A 19,604-nucleotide genomic window follows, 5' to 3' on the forward strand; every position below is an offset into this window, starting at 1 on the left:
CCCTTACTTATCTATAATTACGTATCCGCATCGAAAACGTCAAGAGACGGTGATCACATTCCCGGGGCGGGCAGCGGCATCAAATGCGGTCCGTCAGTCCAGAGAAGGGCGCATTTTATAGGTTTTCCGGGATACATTTCGGTCAGCGCCTGCCGATATATAGCCATCTGGCGCAGATAAATTTTTGGCACTCCCGCAATATCCCGAGGCGACGGACGGTTGGTTTTATAGTCAATCACCAGAATTTCATCGGCGCCCACCAGCAGTCGATCGATCTGTCCCGAGATCACCTGATCGCCAAAAACGCCGGTAATCGGCACCTCCGCAAGGCTGTCCGGCCCAAAAATGGCAGAAAACTGCGGATCGACAAGGACAGCGAGGGTCTCAGTGAGGATGGCGTCACGACGCTCTGCATCCAATCCATGCACCGGCCGGGACAGCCAGGTACTTGCCACCCGTTCGCGATCCTCCGGCGCGACGCCGGGCAAAGTTTCCAGCAGGCGATGGATCAGCAGGCCGCGGTGGAAGCGCCGCCCGTCATCGCCGCCAAGCGGGGACTGCACCGCCGGTTCCTCTTCTTCGCGGGACGGGGCGAGCGGGCGCGGTGGGGTCGGCTCATCCGGAGCCATATGCTGGATCCAATCCGGCATCGGCGCCGGGCGTGCCGTCTCAATCTCGGGTTCGGGCCGGACAGTCGCGGGCGTGCCGGAGGACCAGCGCCGAGCCACCTCGCCCCAGGGCAACGCCACTTCCTCAACCCCGTCGCCAAAGGCCGGATCGATCAGTTCGTACCAGCTATCCGCCGCGCGTTTCTTCTTTCCCTCCCAGCCGCAGATATAGAGCCGGTCCTCGGCCCGGGTCAGCGCCACATAGAGCAGCCGTTTCTTCTCCTCCATCTGGCGCGCGCGGGCAATGCTACGGGCCTCTGCGGTGAGCAATTCATCATTCGCCGTCCGCACCGGCCAGAGTGGTAGCGGGGTCTCATCGCCAGTCCAGAACAGGCCGGTCGGCGCCCGCGAGGTCTGGCAGGTATCTGGCAGGAAGATAATCGGCGCCTGCAGTCCTTTCGACCCATGAACGGTCAGGACGCGCACCTCATCCCGCCCCTGCTCCATATCGCGCTTGACCACGGCCGCTCCGGCCTCAATCCAGTGCAGGAAGGCCTGCAGCGAGGTTGCTTCGGTCCGCTGGTAATTCAGCGCCAGTGACAAAAATTCCTCAATCGGGTCGGCGGCTTCCTGCCCGAGACGAGAGAGCAGCTTTTCGCGGCCCCGGAGACGGCCCAGAATATCGGCAAAAAACTCGTAAACCGGCACATAATCGGCGCGGCCCAGCAACTCGCGCAGGAAATCAAGCCCGGCCGTGAACACCGGCAGCCCGGTTTTAGTGTCGCGCAGCGCCCGCCACAGGCTGTCTTTGCGCCCATAGGCCAGCTCGAAAAGCTGGTTATCATCACAGCCGACAAACGGGCTTTTCAGCACCACCGCGAGATTGAGGTCGTCTTCAGGCAACAGCACGAACTTGGCGAGCGCCAGCAAATCCATCACCGCCAGCTGTTCGGTGAGCACCATACGGTCGGTCCCGGCAACCGGAATGTCCGCGAGCTTCAACGCCCGCACGATATGGCTGAAAAAGGCGTTGCGGCTCTGGACGAGGATCATGATATCGCGGGGCGCAATCCGCCGCCCCTGAGCCTTCAGACGTTCACCGCTGTCGAGCCAATGGCGGATCTGCAGGGCGATGTTCTTGGCCAATTGCGCCTCCGGTTTGGCATCGAGACTCTGTGCGAGCGGGACCTCCCACGGATCGGTGACAGCAACATCCGGCGGTTTCACGACTGGCCAGATTTCAACGAGCCCCGCTTCACCTGCGCGCCGGACCAGATGCCGAACTGTTCCCCCCGCCGCTGTCAGCCCTTTTCGCGCTGCCTCACCCTCGAAAATCCGATCAACGAGGTCGAGCACCGCGCCGGTCGAGCGGAAAGACAAATCGAGCGGGACATTCCGCCAGCCCTTCTCCGCCGCCTCTGCCCGGCCCTCAAACGTCTGGCGCATGACATCGAAAACGGTGGGATCAGCGCCCTGAAAGGAATAGATCGACTGCTTTTCATCGCCGACGACGAACAGCGTCCGTTCCAGCTCGACCGCGCCCAGTCCGGTAAAAAACTCCTCGGCGAGGGCCGCAATCACCTGCCATTGCGCGGCACTCGTATCCTGCGCCTCATCGACGAGGATATGCTCGATCCCGCCATCGAGTTTATACATCACCCAGGGCGCGGCATCCTCGGCGGTCAGTAAGTCCCGCGTCTTGAAGATCAGGTCGTCATAATCAAGTTTGCCGCGACGGGCCTTTTCCCTCTCATAGCCCATCATGAGCGCGACACCCAGCCGGAGCAGCGCCGATGTCGCCGCCAGCACCCGGACCTTTTTCACCTGTTCCTGAACGAATTGAAGCCGCGCCGCCTCCGCCGCCATGATCTCAAGAATATCAGGGCAGGCGTCCACCGTCTTCTGGGTGGCAAATGACTTGCGAAACTCTCCCTTGTCCGTGAAAAAGGCCTTAAAATAGATCGGGAAATGAATGAGGCGGCTGTCCGGACCCTCCAGCCAGGGAATCATTTTTTCCGCCATGCGGCTGTCCTGAGGGCTCCCTGCGGCAAGGAACCCCGCGGCCCGGCGGAGGGCCGCGCCCTCGAATGCGCTCTCCGCCGCCGCGCGCGTTAAGAGGCGTTCCTCGGTTTCCGTGGGGTCGATATCGATTTTCGATGCTAGCGCCGCGCTTATGCCGTCCGCACCGCCATGGTCCTGCACCAGCGCCGCAAGCTGGCTGCGCTGTTGGCCGAGCCCGCGAATGAGGGTGGCAAAATCACCTTCGTTGACCTTTTCGCTGACCAGTTGCAGCGCCTCTGCGAGGGTTCCGTTCTCGGGGCGCTGGCTCGCGAGCAGCAGGTCGTTGCGGGCCATTTCCATGATCTCGTCGGCGGTGCGTTCGTCCATAACCTCGAAATTGGGCGACAGCCCCGCCTCCAGCGGAAACCGCCCGAGCACGGATTCGCAGAAGGAATGGATGGTCTGGATTTTAAGCCCGCCCGGCGCGTCAAGAACGCTGGCGAACAGCCGCCGCGCCCGTAGTCTTTCCGCCGCCTCGGGCGTGCGCCCAATTAGTTCGGTCAGGCTCTCCTCAAGGTCCGCGTCACTCATCACCGCCCAGCCGCCGAGCATGCCGTTCAGCCGGTTGGCCATTTCCGCCGCCGCCGCCTTGGTAAAGGTGATACAGAGAATTTTTTCAGGCCGCGTGCCTGCCAGCATCAGCCGCAGGCTGCGCTCGACCAGAACCCGCGTCTTGCCGGACCCCGCCGAGGCCGACACCCAGACCGAGCGCGCCGGGTCCGCCGCTGCCTTCTGGCGGGCAATACCGTCCTCGACCAGTGTCTCCAGACTCATTCCGTATCCTCCGCCGTCGACCATTCCTTGATCCGCGCCAGATGCTCATAGTCATTGAACCGGTCCGGCAGGTCCGGGCGCGGACGACTCAAATAGGCGGTTGCCTGACGATCAAACTGGGCGATTAGCCGCTGCAACCCCTCATAGGCTTCCTCCGCCAGATCTTGCGGCAGCTTTTTGCTGCCTGCGGAGCGGAAAACGCCAGGCGGATCACCGCCGCTCAGGCGGACATAGGCGAGTTCACCGACCGGCGCGCGCTCAATGCCCGGAAAACCACCACGGGCAATCATTGCCGCCTCCAGCGCCAGTTGCGGGGTCATCCCCGTCTCGACCTCACTCACCGACGGCGGCGCCCCGGTCTTGTAATCCAGCACCGAAAGCTGGCCATCCGCCAGTTGCCGGTCGATGCGGTCAGCGGTACCGCTCAGCGTGAAATCCGCATGCGGGCCGGGAATCGCGATCTCGCCCCGGACCTCGACGGCGACGGTTTTAAAATGCTCCCGGCGCCTGCCCTCGAAGTCGATGAACCAGTCCGCGATCCGCTCGAACCGGGGCCACCAGAAGGCCCAGACGGCGGGATAGGACAGCACATCGCCGAACGCCTCGCGCCCGAACGCCAGCAGGTGATCGCGGGCGTCCGGCGGCATCGCGTCCGGAAAGCGGGTAACGAACTGTTCCAGCGCCGCATGGATAAAGGTGCCCTTGTCGGCCGCGCCGGGGTCCATGGCGATCGCATCAAGCGGACGCAGTTTCAGGATTTGCTCGGCAAAGATCGAATAGGGATCCTTCATCCATTTTTCAATCCGGGTCACAGAGAGCCGCCGGGGCCGCGCCGCCACCGGCGGGGTTGGACGCGGCGCAAGGCAGGAGCTGTATTCCGCGGGCTGATCGAGCAAGCGCTGCCAGACAAGCAGCGGCGCGGGTTTTTCCGCCGCCAGTTTCAGGTCGAATTTACCGAGCAGGGTTTCGAGGCGCAGCAGCCAGCGCGAGGGAACCGTCGGCGTGCCGTCGATTTTCTCCGGTCTTGTCAGGACGACATCAGCGGCACAAAAAGCCTGCTGAAAATCATGAGCAGAGAGGCCGATCCGCTGCTCGGGCAGCGGCAGCCGGAATTTTTCGCGCATTGGGCGGCTCATCCACGGATCACTGCCCGCATCCGGCGGCCAGCTCCCTTCGTTCAGCCCGCCCATGACGACAAGATCGGCGCGACCAAGACGGCCCTCAATCGGGCCCCAGATCTGCAATCGCGGATGCTGGCCGTAGCGCGGCCGGACCATGCGGCCCGTCATCAGGGTGTCAAGAAGTTCGGGCCAGGCGGCGGGGCTCATGTCCGTCATGACATCGGCGGCGCGCAGTAATTCCGAGATAAAGGTCGCCGCCGCCTCGCCAAAGGCCCCAGCCCAGAGTGCCGACGCATCCGCCTCGGCTGGGGTTGAGAGGAATTCGGCAAAGCGGATGAATTCTGTCAGGAAATTACGGAAATCCACGGTGTTCGTTTGCGCCAGCGTCGTCAGTGGTACCGCCCGCAGGGCCAGCGCCGTGAACCAGTTTTTCACTTCAGCCGGTACCGTAGAGGCGGCCAGCGCGCGCTCAATCCCGTTAAGCCCGGCGGCGGGCCGGGGACCCCGCAAAATTGCCAGTTCCAGTGCCCGGACATGGCGGCGAAATGTCTCCGCTGTGCCGCCGCCCGTCGCCAACGGATGCTTGAAGGCCGCCAGCAGGGAAACCGGTGCCGCCTCATCGGCGATCATCCGCGCGAGCAAGCGCAGGAACACCCCCGGCGGCGACTGGTCAAGGCTGGTGCCGGCGCTATCATCGACAGCGACGCCCCAGCGCCGAAGCTCGGCACTCACCCGGCGCGATAAATCCCGGTCGGGCGTGATCAGCACCGCCGTTTTACGCTCGGTTTCCAACGCCTCCCTCAGCAGCAGCGCGATAACCTGCGCCTCGCTTTGCTGATCGGGGCAATCGACGCGGCGAATTCCCGCAAGCGCGTCGGCCGGGGGCGGTGTCACCTGCTGCCAGTGATCGGTGGTGGCGGCGGGTCGCAGGGCTTCCGCAAGGAAGGCGGCGCGGGCGTCCGGGCAGGACCGCGCCGCCTCATCCACAAGGTCGGCCACATCCTCGCGGTCAATTTTAAGCCGTCCAAGCAACAGCGCGAGGCCATGCTGGGCATGGGCAGGATCAGTTGTCACCGCCTGCCAGCCCGCCACCTCCAGATGGCGGTCAAGACCGGGCAGGATAACGCAGCCATTCGGAAGAGCGGCGACACAGGCCAGCAGGTCCGCCGTCGCCGGGATCGAGCCTGTCGATCCGACTGCATACACCGGGCCCTTGGGCGGAGCAGCTTGCCAATGCTCGACCTGCGCGCGCAGCAGCAAATCACGGCGCAACGCGGCATCAATGCTGCCCTCCTCCGTCAGGATGGCGGGCCAGCTTTCGCTGAGGATTTTCAGGAACTCAAGCGTGATCTGCCAATGGGTTGCATATTCGGACGGCACCAGATCCTTCAGGTCGGCGAGATCGAGCCCTTCCGTCTGAACCTGATCGAGTAACCGGGCGAGCGCCGCCGCGAGGCCCGCCGCCTCGGCGAGGCCACCGGTGCCCCCTCGTGCCTGAACCAGCCGCGTGAGCAGCAATTGCCGGCGCAGGGGATCGATGGCGGGCGGCAGGCCGAGAACCGTCGCCGCCGCTCCGCCGACACCGGGCTCCCCGTCGAGGAGCAGCTCGTCCTCCTCAACATCGCCAATGGAGCGAAGGCGCGGCAGCATCAACGGCCGCCCCTCCGTCTGGCGCAGGAATGCGTTTTGCAGGCTGCGAGCGGCGCGGCGGGTCGTCGTCAGGACCGTCACCTCACTTAAGCCCTTCAGGCTGGCGCCATGGCGCCGCAGTAACTCGGCGGCCAGAACATCAACAAAGGAATATTCCGGCGGAATATTGAGGACATTGGGAATTCTGGGCGCGGCGCCGGTCACGATCCGCCTATGATCCGGTCCGCCGTGGCCAGCGCCGCCGCTGTTCCCACATGCAGCCATTGGCCGTCATGACGCAGACCGACCAGCCGCCCGTTCGCTGCCGCCTTGTCATAGAGCAGATTCAGCGAAAACGGCCCCTCCGGTGTGCCCTCGAACAACGCCGGGTTCAGCAGTTGAACCCCGGTGAACAGATAGGGCGCGACCGAACGTTCATCGCGCCGCTCCGCGATGCCGCCGCGGTTCATGGTGAAATCCCCGCGCCCTTCATAGCTGATGGCCGACACCGTCGGGTGCAGCAGCAGCAGAGCATCCATTTCGTCCGGGTTCCAGCGATCATGCATGCGCGCAAGCGAGTTCATGCCTCTGTCGCGGACGATGACATCGGAATTGAGCACAAAGAACGGCGCGTCCCCCAGCAACGAGAGGGCCTTTTTCACACCGCCGCCGGTCTCCAGCAGACAGGCGCTTTCGTCGGAAATCGTGATGGCAAGATCAGTAACGGCCTTGACATGCGTCTCGATCTGCGATCCAAGATAATGGGTATTGACGACGGCATTACGGATATCGGCCACGCGCAGTAAATCCAGGCAATAGTCAAGCAGCGCCTTACCCGCAACCTTGACCAGTGGTTTCGGGGTGGTCTCGGTCAGCGGGCGCAAACGTGTGCCGAGCCCGGCGGCAAGGACCATCGCCCGCATTTGGGAAAGCTCCGGCAGTCCGGTCATGAGTTTCCCTCGCCAACGGAGACGGCCAGCCAGTTCTTAAGCGCGGCAAGCGTCGGATGGGTCAGGTTACGTGCCAGATGTGCCCGCATGCGCGGCATCAGGTCAAGATAGGCTGTCTTGCCATCCTGCTTGGCGAGACGGGTGAAGATGCCCATGATGCGAAGTGCCCGATGCGCCCCCAGAATGGCATAGGATGTCAGAAAATCCGTCTCGTCGAGGCCGGTCTTCTCAAGATAGTAATGGATCATATCATCGGTATCCGCATGGACATCCCGTCGCGCATCCTGCAACAGCGAGACAAGATCATAGGCCGCCGGGCCACGTAATGCATCCTGAAAATCGAGAAGGCCGAGCGACCGCAGCCCCTCCCGGTCTTTAAGATACAACAGATTATCCGAGTGAAAATCGCGCAGCAGCATCACCTCCGGCCCGACGCGAATATCGGGCAGTAATTCCTCCCAAATCTCCTGGTAAAACCGCTCCGCCTCCGCGCTTAAATGGACCCCCGTCTTCGCGGGCACGTACCAGTCGAGAAACATCCTGTTCTGGTCTCTCAGGTAATCGTCGGAAAAATGTGGCAGCGAGGATGGCGGTGCCTGACGGGAAAAATCAATAAGCAAATTAACGGCGAGCCGATAAAGCGGCTCCTCCGGCTCCCCCGACGCCATCAAATCTGAAAACAGCCCATCGCCCAGATCCTCAAGCAATAGAAATCCCTTCTCGAGATCCTCCGCATAGATTTCCGGCGGGCTGTAGCCCCGGGTTGCAAGTTCCCGGGCAACGGCAACGAACCGGCCGACATCCTCCGGCGGTGGCGCGTCCATCAGAATGCGGGATCTGTCCCCGTCCGTCACCCGCTCATAGCGGCGCGCCGAGGCATCCCCGGCAAGCAGCATCCGCGAGGCTCCGGCAAGACCGTTCGCTTCCAGAAACAGGGATCGGTCGCGTTCACGCATTGGCATTCTCCGCAAGCGCGGCGAGCCGTTGCTGCCAGCGCTCATTTCCAAAAAATTTAAAGCGCCGTCCCTCGCCTTCCGGTGTCAGAGGCTCAATCTCGATCCGGAGATGATCCGGCGGCAGATAGCGGCCGAGCCGTTCCGGCCATTCAATCAGCGACACCTCGCCCGCAAAGGCATCCTCGATATCAAGTTCAAAGGCATCTTCGGGCTCCGCAAGCCGGTACAGATCATAATGATAGAGCGCAAACCCGTCCGTCTCATAGGTGAGAAGCAGGTTGTAGGTTGGACTTGGAACATCTGTATCCAATCCCAGCAGCGCCCCGATGACACCGCGGGCAAAGGCGGTTTTGCCCGCGCCGAGCGTGCCCTTGAGGGCCACCACATCCCCGGCGGCGAGGGTGCCCGCAAAAGTCGCGGCAAGGCGGCTCGTGTCCTCAAGAGTGGCGCAGGTTTGCTGAAAGATCAACGGCGGCTGGGTCATGGTGCAGCTCAGGATATTTTTGACATGAGCGGCGCGGCGTCGATCGACAGCGGCAGGTAGCAGGAGACGGACGTGCCGATATTCTCCGTCGAGGTCAACTTGACATGGCCGCCATGCAGCTCGACAAAACTCTTGACCAGCGACAGGCCGAGCCCGGCCCCGGCATTCTGCCGCGTCGTATCCCCCTTCGAGAAGCGCTCGAAGATCTGGTCGAGCTGGTCTTCCGGAATGCCCTTGCCATTGTCATTGACGGTAATTTCATAGCCGTCATCGGATTTACGGGCGGAAAGCTTGATTTTGCCCTTCGCCGGGGTGAATTTGATGGCATTGCTGAAAAGGTTGAATATCACCTGCTTGATCCGCCGCTCATCGACGAGAACGAGACCGAGGTCGTCACCGATATCGGTTTCAATATTCAAATGCCGTTTCTTCGCCCGCTCCTGTATCATCGCAACGACATTGGTGAGCGCCGCGCCGAGATCGACCGGCTCCTTGTCAAGTTCCATCTGCCCGGTCTGAATATTGGCCATGTCGAGAATATCGTTGATCAGCAACAGCAAATGGTCGGAACTGTCGAGAATGCCCTGCCCATACTCAACCTGCTTCGGGTTGAGCTTACCGAAAAATTCCTTCACCAGAATTTCGGCAAAACCGATGATGGTATTAAGCGGCGTCCGGAGTTCATGGCTGACGCTCGCCACAAACTCGGTTTTCATCTTGTCGGCGGCTTCCAGCGCCTCGTTGCGTTCGCGCAGCACCCGGCGCACCTGCAGCTCATGGGTGATATCGATATAGGTAAACAGGACATTGCCGTCGGGAAGCGGGACACGATTGAAATCGATGATCGCGCCGCCCGGCAGGTCGAGCCGCCCGCTGGCCGCGTCGCGGCGGGTGACATTGGCGATCCGTTTCTCGCGCTGTTCCGCCGTCCAGTTAAGCTCATGCCTCTCGGCGTGGAAATCAAGAATTTGCGATATATGGATATCTTCCTGCAAAACCCCCTCATCAAGACCAAATATTGCGCAATATGGCGCGTTATAGAGCTTTAATCTTGCATCTGAACCGAAAACCGCGACCCCTTCATAGAGATTGTCGAGCGTCGCGCGCTGGACGGCAATCTGGGTGTTCCGTGCCCGCTCCAGCACCACCTTGTCGGTGACATCCTCGAACAGGAACAACAGGCCACCGAATGGATGCGGTGTGATAACCATGCGCAGGACGGTTTCATCGGGAAGCTGCACCAGTTCCTCGCGTATATCGATGACATTGGTGAACAGCGCCCGGCGCTTCGCCTTATAGGCCGAGAAATCCGCCTGCTCAGGCAACCGGCGAAGCTCCCTCTGTTTGTCGAGGACCTCACTGATCGTTGGCTTGTCATAGAGGAAGTCGTCGCTGAGCCGCCATAGTTTGGCGTAGGTCTGGTTGAAAAATTCAAGCCGCTGGTCCGGGCCGTAAATGGCGATTGCCGTGGCGATATTCTCAAGAACGTCGGCATGGCCCTCGATATGCCGTTTCAGTTCGGCGGACAATTCCTCTTCCGTCGTCATATCAAGGGCAAACCCCGCCAGTTCGTTATCGAACTCCAGCGGCGTCTCGACAACGTTGAAGCTCAGGCGGTCACCGCCAACGATATAGCGCCGGGCCTCCATTTGCGTGGCGCCCGTCACTCGCGCCCGCGTCGCCAGCTTGCGCGCCTGATCCGGATCCCGGCTGGCCGCCAGTTCCGGGACTTTTCCGTCACCCTCGCCATACCCAACGATTTGCTCGTATTTTTTATTCTGCCAGATAATTTCCGAATTCTGGTCGCGGCGCCAGATGGCGAAGGGCGAGGCGTTCAGCAGCTCGACGAAACCATCCCGCTCGGCGCGGGCCGTGGCCAGCGTGGATTTCAGCGACAGAACCTCGGCCTGAAGGCGGCCCTGCTGTTCCTTCATGCTGTCGACGGCCTCTTCAAAGTCCTGAAGGCGTTCGGCATCGGCATCGCTCTGCGCAAACAGCGCCAGCGCCTTCTTGCGCATGACGATGAGGGCCATCACAAGCCCGATGACAAGCAGCGACATCAGCCAGATAAATGTCAGTTCCGTCGTCGTATACTGGGTTGTGAGAACGCTCGGATCCATGGGCCTTTTTGTGTCTGTCCTACCATGTTGGTGTTTGTGTGCGAGGTGTCATCGCCCGAAGACGACAATCCCGGCCAGAGAATAGGAAAAAAAAGCCCGGAGGGATAGTCCCCCCGGACAATTCTATGTATCTGTCGTTGTTTTTGCGATCCGGCGGTCTAGTAGCGATAGTGATCCGGCTTGTACGGACCGGCCTGCGGAACGCTGATATATTTCGCCTGGGCGTCGGTCAGTGTCGTCAGCCGGGCCCCGAGTTTTGCTAGATGCAGCGTCGCCACTTTTTCATCGAGATGCTTGGGCAACACATAGACCTGGTTTTTGTAGGTGTCGTGGCTTTCCCACAGCTCGATCTGCGCCAGCACCTGATTGGTGAAAGACGCGCTCATCACAAAGCTTGGATGGCCGGTGGCACAGCCAAGATTGACCAGCCGTCCCTCGGCCAGCAGGATCAGGCGCTTGCCATCCGGGAATTCAACCTCATCCACCTGCGGCTTGACATTATGCCAGGCGTAATTGCGGAGGGCATTAATCTGGATTTCACTGTCGAAATGACCGATGTTGCAGACGATCGCCCGGTCCTTCATCTGGCGCATATGGTCAAGGGTGATCACATCGATATTGCCGGTGGTGGTGACGAAAATATCGCCAGAGGCCGCCGCCTCGTCGAGGGTCACGACTTCATAGCCTTCCATCGCCGCCTGCAGCGCGCAGATCGGGTCGATTTCCGTGACCAGCACGCGCGCGCCCTGACTGCGGAGTGAGGCGGACGAGCCCTTGCCAACATCGCCATAACCACAGACAACCGCGACCTTGCCGGCAATCATCACGTCGGTTGCGCGTTTGATGCCGTCAACAAGACTTTCGCGGCAGCCGTAAAGATTGTCGAATTTCGATTTGGTGACCGAATCATTGACATTGATCGCCGGCACTTTCAGCGTGCCAGCCTTGGCCATTTCGTAAAGGCGGTGAACGCCGGTGGTTGTTTCCTCGGACAGGCCGAGCACATCGGTCATCAGTTCCGGATAATCATCATGCATCACCTGTGTGAGATCACCGCCGTCATCAAGGATGAGGTTGGGGCGCCAGCCGTCCGGGCCGATAATTGTCTGGACGATGCACCACATGGCCTCTTCCTCGGTTTCCCCTTTCCAGGCGAAGACGGGAACGCCGGTGGCAGCAATCGCTGCGGCGGCCTGATCCTGTGTCGAGAAAATATTGCAAGATGACCAGCGGACTTCCGCGCCAAGCGCCGTCAGGGTCTCGATCAGGACGGCGGTCTGGATGGTCATATGCAGGCAGCCGGCAATGCGGGCCCCGGTAAGCGGCTTGCTCTTCCCGAATTCCTCGCGCAGCGCCATCAACCCCGGCATTTCGGTTTCCGCGATTTTGATTTCCTTGCGGCCCCAGTCTGCGAGCGCCATATCCGCAACTTTAAAGTCGTCAGTTTTTGTCATTTTCCATACTTTCACAATCAAGGTACAGGTCAAGCGGAACACCGAAAACAGGTAACAGGCAGGCCGCAGTTGCCGATTGTATAACAATCTTGTTCAACAATATCAAGAATTATATAAAGAAATGTTTATATCATTATAGGGTTTGATTTAGGGCGTGGTTAGCTTTCTCCGAATTTGCCGTCCACCAGTTCGGTCAGCGCCACCAGCGCCGCCTCGGCCTCCGGGCCGGATACGTCGAGGGAAATCGTGCTTCCGGTTGAGGCCGCCAGCATCATCAGGCCCATGATCGAACTGCCCGAGACCACGTTCTCCCCCTTGGTGACGCGAATATCAGCCTTGAATTTCTCAGCACATTTGACGAATTTAGCCGCGGCGCGGGCATGCAGGCCGCGGGCGTTGCCGATAACGAGGTCGCGCTTCATCTCAGACATCGCCGCCGGCCGGACGTAACGACTTCCGCATGTCAGGATTTATCGGCCAGCAGATGGGAGGCGACATTGATATATTTGCGTCCCGATTCCTGTGCCGCGGCGACCGCATGTTCCATGTTATCCTCCCCGCGCAGGCTGGCGAGCTTGATCAGCATCGGCAGGTTAATGCCGGCGATGACCTCGACATTCGCCTTTTCCATGACCGAGATCGCGAGATTTGAGGGGGTGCCGCCGAACATGTCGGTGAGCAGGATAACCCCGGCCCCGGTTTCAACCTCCGCGACGGCGGCGAGGATATCCTGGCGCCGCTGCTCCATATCGTCATCCGGACCGATGGAGATGGCACGCACCTGGGTTTGCGGACCAACCACATGCTCCGTCGCGTTGACGAATTCCTCGGCCAGACGGCCGTGAGTCACCAGTACCATTCCAATCATTTTGTCTTGCCCCTTCTGTGAAATGGCTTTTCTATATCTACTGCCGCCCTTTTATTGGCAGATCCCGATGGGCCAGATTAGCAAAATAACCGGATTTTGCCACAAGGTCATGGATTTTTTCCGCAATGCACACAGAACGGTGGCGACCACCTGTACACCCAAAGGCAATTGTAAGATAGGACTTTCCTTCCTCGGCATAGCGCGGCAGCAACAATGACAGGAGGGCGGAAAGCTGTTCCATGAACGCTGCGAACGCCGGGTCGCGGGCAATGAAGTCGATCACCGCCGCGTCTTCACCGGTTTTATCGGCGAGCGACGGCTCATAGAACGGGTTGCGGAGGAAGCGGACATCGAACATCAGGTCCGCCTCGCGCGGGACCCCGTATTTATAGGAAAAGGACATCACCGAGACCGACAGCCGCGACGCCTGCTGCAGGCTGAAATGCCCGCTGAGAATGCGTTTCAGCTCTGGCAGGGACAGGTTGGTGCTGTCAATCCGGAGGTCGGCAACCTCGCGAAGGCTTGAAAGCTGCTGGATTTCCTGACGAATGCCATCGCCAACGGGTCTGTCCGCGGCCAGCGGATGGCGCCGCCGGGTCTCGGTGAAGCGCCGTTGCAGCACCGCCTCGTCACAATCCAAGAACAACAGCCGGACCTTGTCATGCTCGATCTCGCGTAAAGTCCGGATCAGCTCCAGAATGACGTCGGTGGAGAAGCCACGGGTGCGAAAATCAACGCCGAGCGCCAAATTGAGCCCCCCCGCCTCACCCGACTGGCGGACCATGGATTGCAGCAGCGCGAGCGGGACATTATCGGCAATTTCCCAGCCCATATCCTCGAACTGGCGCAGCGCCGTGCTTTTTCCCGCGCCGGACAGCCCCGACACGATGACCACCTGGTTCGCCGGTTTTTCTGTCTCCGTCATGTTATTCATATCCTGTCCGTAACGGATTTTGCAGGGCCGCGAGCCGGACGATTGCCGCCGCCGACGCCATGAACGGATCAAGCTGGCGGCGCGGCACAAACAGCCCCTCGAATTCAGCGGGTGTCGCGTCCGGCATTCGCGCGATCTCATTATAGGGCATCAGGTCAAACACCAGATTGAGCGGGATATCGCTCACATGGGGCAGTCGCATCAGGCCAAGCCCTCGCACTTCCAGCCGCCCGGCGATTTCCTGAGGGGGCGCGAGCAGGAACCGGCCGCCGATTTTGTGAAGTTCCGTATAGTCATCTGCAATTAACATGGCCCCGCCGTCAATCAGGCGCAAGGCCAGATCTGACTTTCCCGCGCCGGAGGTCCCGCAGAGCAGGATGCCCCGGCCCTCAATTGCGATGGAGCTACCATGGATTTTCATCATTGCCCGACTCTGGCGTAAACCGGCGCCGGGTCAAGGGCCTATTTTGGCAATTCGATGGAAAATTTCGCCCCGATCACCCTGCCCGCGCTGTCAATCCGGTTGCGGGCCGAAATCTTGCCGCCATGGGCCTCGACGATCAGCCGGGAAATGCTGAGCCCAAGCCCGCTATGGCGCCCGAATCCTTCAGCTTTCGGCCGTTCCGTGTAAAAGCGGTTGAAAATATCCTCAAGCTTGTTTTCAGGCACGCCCGGCCCCTCGTCCTCGACACTCATGATAACGGATTTATCGCTGAGGGCGAGGCGCAGCATCACCCGGCCGCCCTCCGGGGAAAACGAGATCGCGTTATCGACGAGATTGCGCAGGACCTGGCTTATCCGGCCCGGCAATCCATTGACCATCACCTGTTCCTTGGGAACGATGACCTCGAAGGTAACGTCAGTAAACATGCGCGTCGTCTGGTAGGCATCAACGGTGCCGTCGATGAGTTTCTTGAGATCGACCACTTCGTTCTCGGCCCGGGACAGTTCCGCATCGAGGCGACTGGCCGCCGAAATATCAGTGATCAAGCGGTCAAGCCGTTTGACATCGCTGGCGATCACTGCCCGCAGTTTCTCGCGGTTTTTCTCGTCCGTCACCCGCTCGAACGCCTGTACGGCGGTGCCGAGAGAGGTCAACGGATTCTTGAGTTCATGGGCGACATCCGCGGCAAAGGCCTCAATCGCATCCAGCCGGTCATAGAGCGCCATGGTCATCGCCCGGAAGGACCCGGCGAGATCGCCGATCTCATCCTTGCGATGGGAAAAATCAGGCACCACCACGCGGCGGCCAATGCCACGGCGAACCTTGTCGGCAGCCTCCGCCAGCATATGGATCGGCGCCGCGATCGTCCGCGCAAGAAACAGCGACAGCAGCAGGGTGATCACCAGCGTTACGGCAAAGACAATCAGCGTCGTTACCTGCGCCGAGCGGACGGCATCGTCGATACTGCTCCCACTTTCCGTCAGCAGCAACCCGCCCAGAATATGCTTGAACCCCTGAACCGGTACCGAAACCGACAGAATCAGTTCGCCGTTCTGGGTCTGGCGGGTCATGCGCGCGATATCGCCATTGATCGCCTCGCCGATTTCCTGGAAATCCTTGGCCGCCGGGATCGGGCTGGTGGGGAACAGCGGATAATCGTAATTCGTCGGAAACAGCCGTTCCCAGCCGTCGTAAAGCTCCTCGAAAAAGATCCTGACCGGACTCTTGACTTCCGGCGGCGGCAATTCCTCATAAACAATGTTGCGCCCGGCAGAAATCAGACGGCGGCTGTCGGCGATCAGTTTTCCATCGCGGTCAAACAATAGCGCCGGGGTGCTAGTGACGATGGAGAGGCGCCGCAAGACCCGCTTGATCGGCAGCGAATTAAGGGTCAGGTACTGGATCTTGCCATCAAGGGACACTTCCTGGAGCGCCGCCTCACCGAGGGCACCTGCGATCATCCGGCCATTGGTGGTCAGGGACTGGAATCGGGCCTCGATCAGGCCATCCCGGAACTGGTCCAGATACAGCACGCCGCCCGCCAGAAAGATCACCGAAAACAGGTTGATCGCCATGATCCGGCGACCGAGCGACGAAAACGGACTCCGCTTGACGACCTTGCGGCTTCTTTCAGGCTTTCTGACGGGAACGGATTTTCCCGGATACGGCTTGGGGTTGGCATTCATATGCGTGGAAGTGCTCCGGTCTATTTTTCCTTGAACCGATAGCCGACGCCATAAAGCGTTTCAATGGCGGAAAATTCCGGATCCGTTGCCTTTATCTTCTTGCGCAGCCGCTTGATATGGCTGTCAATGGTCCGGTCATCCACATAGATATTGTCATCATAGGCAGCGTCCATCAATTGATCGCGGCTTTTGACATGGCCCGGGCGAACCGCGAGCGCATGCAGCAGCATGAATTCGGTGACCGTCAGGGTGACCTCGCGGCTATCCCAGAAACAGGCATGGCGGACGCTGTCGAGTTTCAGCTTGCCGCGAACCAGCGTTTCCTCGCTGCCCTCGGCATCGTCATCCTTGTTGGTACTGTGGCGGCGCAGGACGGTCCTGATCCGCTCGACCAGCAGACGTTGCGAGAAGGGCTTTCGGATATAGTCATCGGCGCCCATCTTGAGGCCGAGAAATTCGTCGATCTCATCATCCTTGGAGGTCAGGAAGATCACCGGCACAGCGCTCGTCCGCCTGAGCCGGTTCAACAGCTCCATGCCATCCATGCGCGGCATCTTGATGTCGAGGACCGCGAGGTCCGGCGGATTTTCAGCGAACGCCGCCAGAGCCTCCTCGCCATCGCTAAAGCAATTAACTACGAATCCCTCTGATTCCAGAAGAATTGATACGGTCGTCAGAATATTTTGGTCATCATCGACCAAGGCTACTTTCGTCGCCATGTCTGTTATCCCCAGATTCATTTCAATTCCTTATTGTATGGTCTGACAGATTAGATTGCCATTACATTTCGCCAAAATAAGGCAAGAGCATGTCCGGGGCCCTTTTGGCCGGTGCAATTATCGAGAAAATGCAGATTTTGTGCCGTATTTGCCCGGATTGCGCTATTTCTCTTTTGCTTTCGCCAGAAATATCGCAAAAGGGATTTATGACAGAAACAGGCAGAAACGAGTCCGACCCGAAAGGCCTTACGGTGCGTGAACTCCTGCGCAATGCCACCACCGCTGGGCTGGCGACGGTGGACGTGGACAGCGGGCATCCCCATACCTCGCTGGTGCTGATGGCGACCGATACAGCGGGGGCGCCGCTGCTGCTCCTCTCCGACCTTGCCGTGCACAGCAAAAACCTCGCCCAACGGCGCACCGTTTCCCTGCTTATCTCCGCCCCGGCCGGAGCGCGTGATCCGTTGACCACGGCACGCGTGAGCCTTTCGGGCGAGCTTACCCTCATCAATGACGACGATATAAGGACGCGCTACCTCAGGCGCTATCCCTCAGCCCGTGATTTTGTCGCGTTCGCCGATTTTCACTTCTATCGCCTGCACCTCACAGAGGCCTATCTCGTCGCCGGGTTTGGCGCCATTGACCGCCTCCGACCAGATGAATTTCTTCTGTCGCCTGAACAGTCTCTTGATGCGGCCACGGAAACCGACATTATCGATCATATGAACGCCGACCACGCCGACGCCATCCAACTGCTTGGGAACAAGACCCTGCCCGCGCTGTATGACATGTCGGCCATTGACGCCAACGGCTGCGATCTTCGCTCCGGCTGGGATTTTACGCGGATTCTCTTCGAAGTGCCGGTGACCACTGCCGAAACCGCACGAAAAGAACTCGTCCGGCTGGTCAAACGCGCAAGAAATTAACCTTGATGTCAATTTATTTGGTCAAAAGGGAATAAAATTGCTAGTAAAATGAAACAAACATAAAAAAAACGGGAATAAATTGCCCTTTTTTAGCACTGCTATATTGCCCGCGCATCACAGGCGGCATATCTTGTTGATCAACGTCGGCCTCTAAGGGCCTATTTTTTTAAAAAAGCGGAGAATGAATGTGGAGCAACTAGGACCCCGGAGAAGCAAGTATGGGCTGGACAAGAACGGGCTTGGCAATGTTGGCAAGGCTTATTGGAATCTGTCGGCCCCTGCCCTATACCGGGAAGCCCTGGTTCGCGGCGAGGCATCCCTCGCCGCCGGCGGACCGCTGGTTGCCATCACCGGCCAGCATACTGGCCGTTCCGCCAACGACAAGTTTATCGTGAAAGATCCCGGCAGCGAGAAGAATATCTGGTGGGGCAAGGTCAACAAACCGTTCGAGGACAGCAAGTTTGCCGCCCTGCACAAGAAAATGCGCGCCTATCTTGAGGGCCGCGAGGTCTTTGTGCAGGATTGCTTTGCCGGCGCTGACGTCGATCACCGGCTGGCAGTCCGGGTTGTGACTGAATGCGCCTGGCATAACCTGTTTGCCCGCAATATGTTCCTGCAGCCGACGGCAGAGGAACTTGAGAATTTTACACCGGAATTCACCATTCTCCAGATTCCCTCGTTCGAGGCCGACCCCAAGGTCGACGGCACCCGCTCCGAGGTTTTCGTTCTTGCGAATTTTGCCGAGAAACTGGTGATCATCGGTGGCACCTCCTACGCCGGTGAGATCAAGAAATCGGTATTTTCAATTTTAAACTACCTGCTCCCGGAAAAGGGCATCCTGCCCATGCATTGCTCTGTCAATGTCAGTGAGGAAGGCAACTCGACGGTCTTTTTCGGCCTGTCAGGTACCGGCAAAACCACACTTTCCGCCGATGCCAGCAAGATGCTGATTGGTGATGACGAGCATGGCTGGTCTGACGATGGCCTGTTCAACTTCGAAGGTGGCTGCTACGCCAAGGTGATCAACTTGTCCAAAGAAGCAGAGCCGGAAATCTTTGAGACCACCCGACGCTTCGGCACCGTGCTTGAAAATGTGGTGATGGATGAGCATAGCGGCGAGCTCGACCTCGATGACAACCGCTACACGGAGAATACCCGCGCCTCCTATCCCATCGATTTCATCCCCAACGCGTCGGAAACCGGGGTTACGGGCAACCCGACCAATGTGTTGATGCTGACGGCCGATGCCTTCGGCGTTTTACCGCCGATCTCGAAACTGACACCGGAACAGGCGATGTACCACTTCCTGTCTGGCTACACGGCGAAACTCGCCGGCACGGAAAAAGGTCTCGGCAATGAGCCGCAGGCAACCTTCTCCACCTGCTTCGGTGCGCCCTTCATGCCCCGGCACCCGGCGGTCTATGCCAAGCTGCTGGGGGAGAAAATTGCCCGTAACGGGGTGAATTGTTGGCTCGTCAATACCGGCTGGACCGGCGGCGAATATGGCACCGGCCATCGCATGCCAATCGCCCATACGCGCGCGCTCGTCAATGCCGCCCTTAACGGTGCACTCGCCAAGGCCGACACCGAGAAGGACCCGTTCTTCGGACTGGCTATCCCGACCTCTTGCGTTGGCGTCCCATCGGAGATTCTCAATCCCCGCAATACCTGGGCTGACAAGGATGCCTATGACGCGAAAGCCAAGGATCTCGTTGGCCGTTTCATCGAGAATTTTGAGCAGTTCACCGATTATGTCGAGGATGATGTGCTGCAATCCGCCCCAAAAATCGCATAAATATGGCGTTAATTTAGCATAATTGCAAAAATCCGGCCGTTAATTTCGATTTTCGGCCGGTTTTTTATGATATGC

15 protein-coding genes are annotated in these 19,604 nt (G+C 59.6%); 2 read left to right on the plus strand and 13 right to left on the minus strand.

Going from position 1 to position 19,604, the window contains the following annotated elements; genetic code table 11:
* Positions 1–53: 53 nt before the first annotated feature.
* The 13 genes from addA to ACESNI_RS13945 all read right to left on the minus strand — a co-directional run bounded on the left by addA (position 54) and on the right by ACESNI_RS13945 (position 16,808).
* Positions 54–3,443 carry a double-strand break repair helicase AddA gene (gene addA, locus ACESNI_RS13885; RefSeq protein ID WP_373087864.1) on the minus strand — a complete coding sequence of 1,130 codons (3,390 nt, stop codon included), beginning with the start codon at positions 3,441–3,443 and terminating at the stop codon, positions 54–56.
* Positions 3,440–6,478, minus strand: coding sequence for a double-strand break repair protein AddB (addB, locus tag ACESNI_RS13890; RefSeq protein ID WP_373087866.1), 3,039 nt, complete (start codon positions 6,476–6,478; stop codon positions 3,440–3,442). The genes addA and addB overlap by 4 nt, the downstream gene beginning before the upstream one ends.
* Entirely contained in the window at positions 6,415–7,143 is a 729-nt protein-coding gene (locus ACESNI_RS13895) for a nucleotidyltransferase family protein (RefSeq protein WP_373087868.1), read from the minus strand. Before ACESNI_RS13895 ends, addB begins: the two co-directional genes overlap by 64 nt.
* Entirely contained in the window at positions 7,140–8,099 is a 960-nt protein-coding gene (locus ACESNI_RS13900; protein WP_373087870.1) for an aminoglycoside phosphotransferase family protein, read from the minus strand. Before ACESNI_RS13900 ends, ACESNI_RS13895 begins: the two co-directional genes overlap by 4 nt.
* Positions 8,092–8,583 carry a tRNA (adenosine(37)-N6)-threonylcarbamoyltransferase complex ATPase subunit type 1 TsaE gene (gene tsaE, locus ACESNI_RS13905; protein ID WP_373087872.1) on the minus strand — a complete coding sequence of 164 codons (492 nt, stop codon included), beginning with the start codon at positions 8,581–8,583 and terminating at the stop codon, positions 8,092–8,094. The genes ACESNI_RS13900 and tsaE overlap by 8 nt, the downstream gene beginning before the upstream one ends.
* A gap of 8 nt (positions 8,584–8,591) precedes the next feature.
* Positions 8,592–10,703, minus strand: a complete 2,112-nt coding sequence (locus tag ACESNI_RS13910; RefSeq protein WP_373087874.1) for an ATP-binding protein — start codon at positions 10,701–10,703, stop codon at positions 8,592–8,594.
* Positions 10,704–10,861: 158 nt separating this feature from the next.
* Positions 10,862–12,157 carry an adenosylhomocysteinase gene (gene ahcY, locus ACESNI_RS13915; RefSeq protein WP_373087876.1) on the minus strand — a complete coding sequence of 432 codons (1,296 nt, stop codon included), beginning with the start codon at positions 12,155–12,157 and terminating at the stop codon, positions 10,862–10,864.
* Positions 12,158–12,315: 158 nt separating this feature from the next.
* Positions 12,316–12,588, minus strand: a complete 273-nt coding sequence (locus ACESNI_RS13920) for an HPr family phosphocarrier protein (RefSeq protein WP_373087878.1) — start codon at positions 12,586–12,588, stop codon at positions 12,316–12,318.
* A gap of 32 nt (positions 12,589–12,620) precedes the next feature.
* Positions 12,621–13,025, minus strand: a complete 405-nt coding sequence (locus ACESNI_RS13925; RefSeq protein WP_373087880.1) for a PTS sugar transporter subunit IIA — start codon at positions 13,023–13,025, stop codon at positions 12,621–12,623.
* A 37-nt stretch (positions 13,026–13,062) separates the two neighbouring features.
* Complete coding sequence (gene rapZ, locus ACESNI_RS13930) at positions 13,063–13,950, minus strand: RNase adapter RapZ (RefSeq protein ID WP_373087882.1); 888 nt, start codon at positions 13,948–13,950, stop codon at positions 13,063–13,065.
* A 1-nt stretch (position 13,951) separates the two neighbouring features.
* Positions 13,952–14,383, minus strand: a complete 432-nt coding sequence (locus tag ACESNI_RS13935) for an HPr kinase/phosphorylase (RefSeq protein WP_373087884.1) — start codon at positions 14,381–14,383, stop codon at positions 13,952–13,954.
* 38 nt (positions 14,384–14,421) lie between these two features.
* Positions 14,422–16,089 carry a sensor histidine kinase gene (locus tag ACESNI_RS13940; protein WP_373087886.1) on the minus strand — a complete coding sequence of 556 codons (1,668 nt, stop codon included), beginning with the start codon at positions 16,087–16,089 and terminating at the stop codon, positions 14,422–14,424.
* Positions 16,090–16,109: 20 nt separating this feature from the next.
* Entirely contained in the window at positions 16,110–16,808 is a 699-nt protein-coding gene (locus ACESNI_RS13945; RefSeq protein WP_373087888.1) for a response regulator transcription factor, read from the minus strand.
* Positions 16,809–17,014: 206 nt separating this feature from the next.
* Between ACESNI_RS13945 and ACESNI_RS13950 the strand changes: the two genes are divergently transcribed.
* Positions 17,015–17,734 (plus strand): HugZ family protein, encoded by a 720-nt coding sequence (locus ACESNI_RS13950; RefSeq protein ID WP_373087890.1) that lies wholly within the window; start codon positions 17,015–17,017, stop codon positions 17,732–17,734.
* Between the two features lie 181 nt (positions 17,735–17,915).
* Positions 17,916–19,529 carry a phosphoenolpyruvate carboxykinase gene (locus tag ACESNI_RS13955; protein ID WP_373087892.1) on the plus strand — a complete coding sequence of 538 codons (1,614 nt, stop codon included), beginning with the start codon at positions 17,916–17,918 and terminating at the stop codon, positions 19,527–19,529.
* The last annotated feature ends 75 nt before the right edge of the window (positions 19,530–19,604 follow it).

The sequence above is a fragment of the Sneathiella sp. genome (genome assembly GCF_041689005.1).
Lineage (GTDB): Bacteria > Pseudomonadota > Alphaproteobacteria > Sneathiellales > Sneathiellaceae > Sneathiella.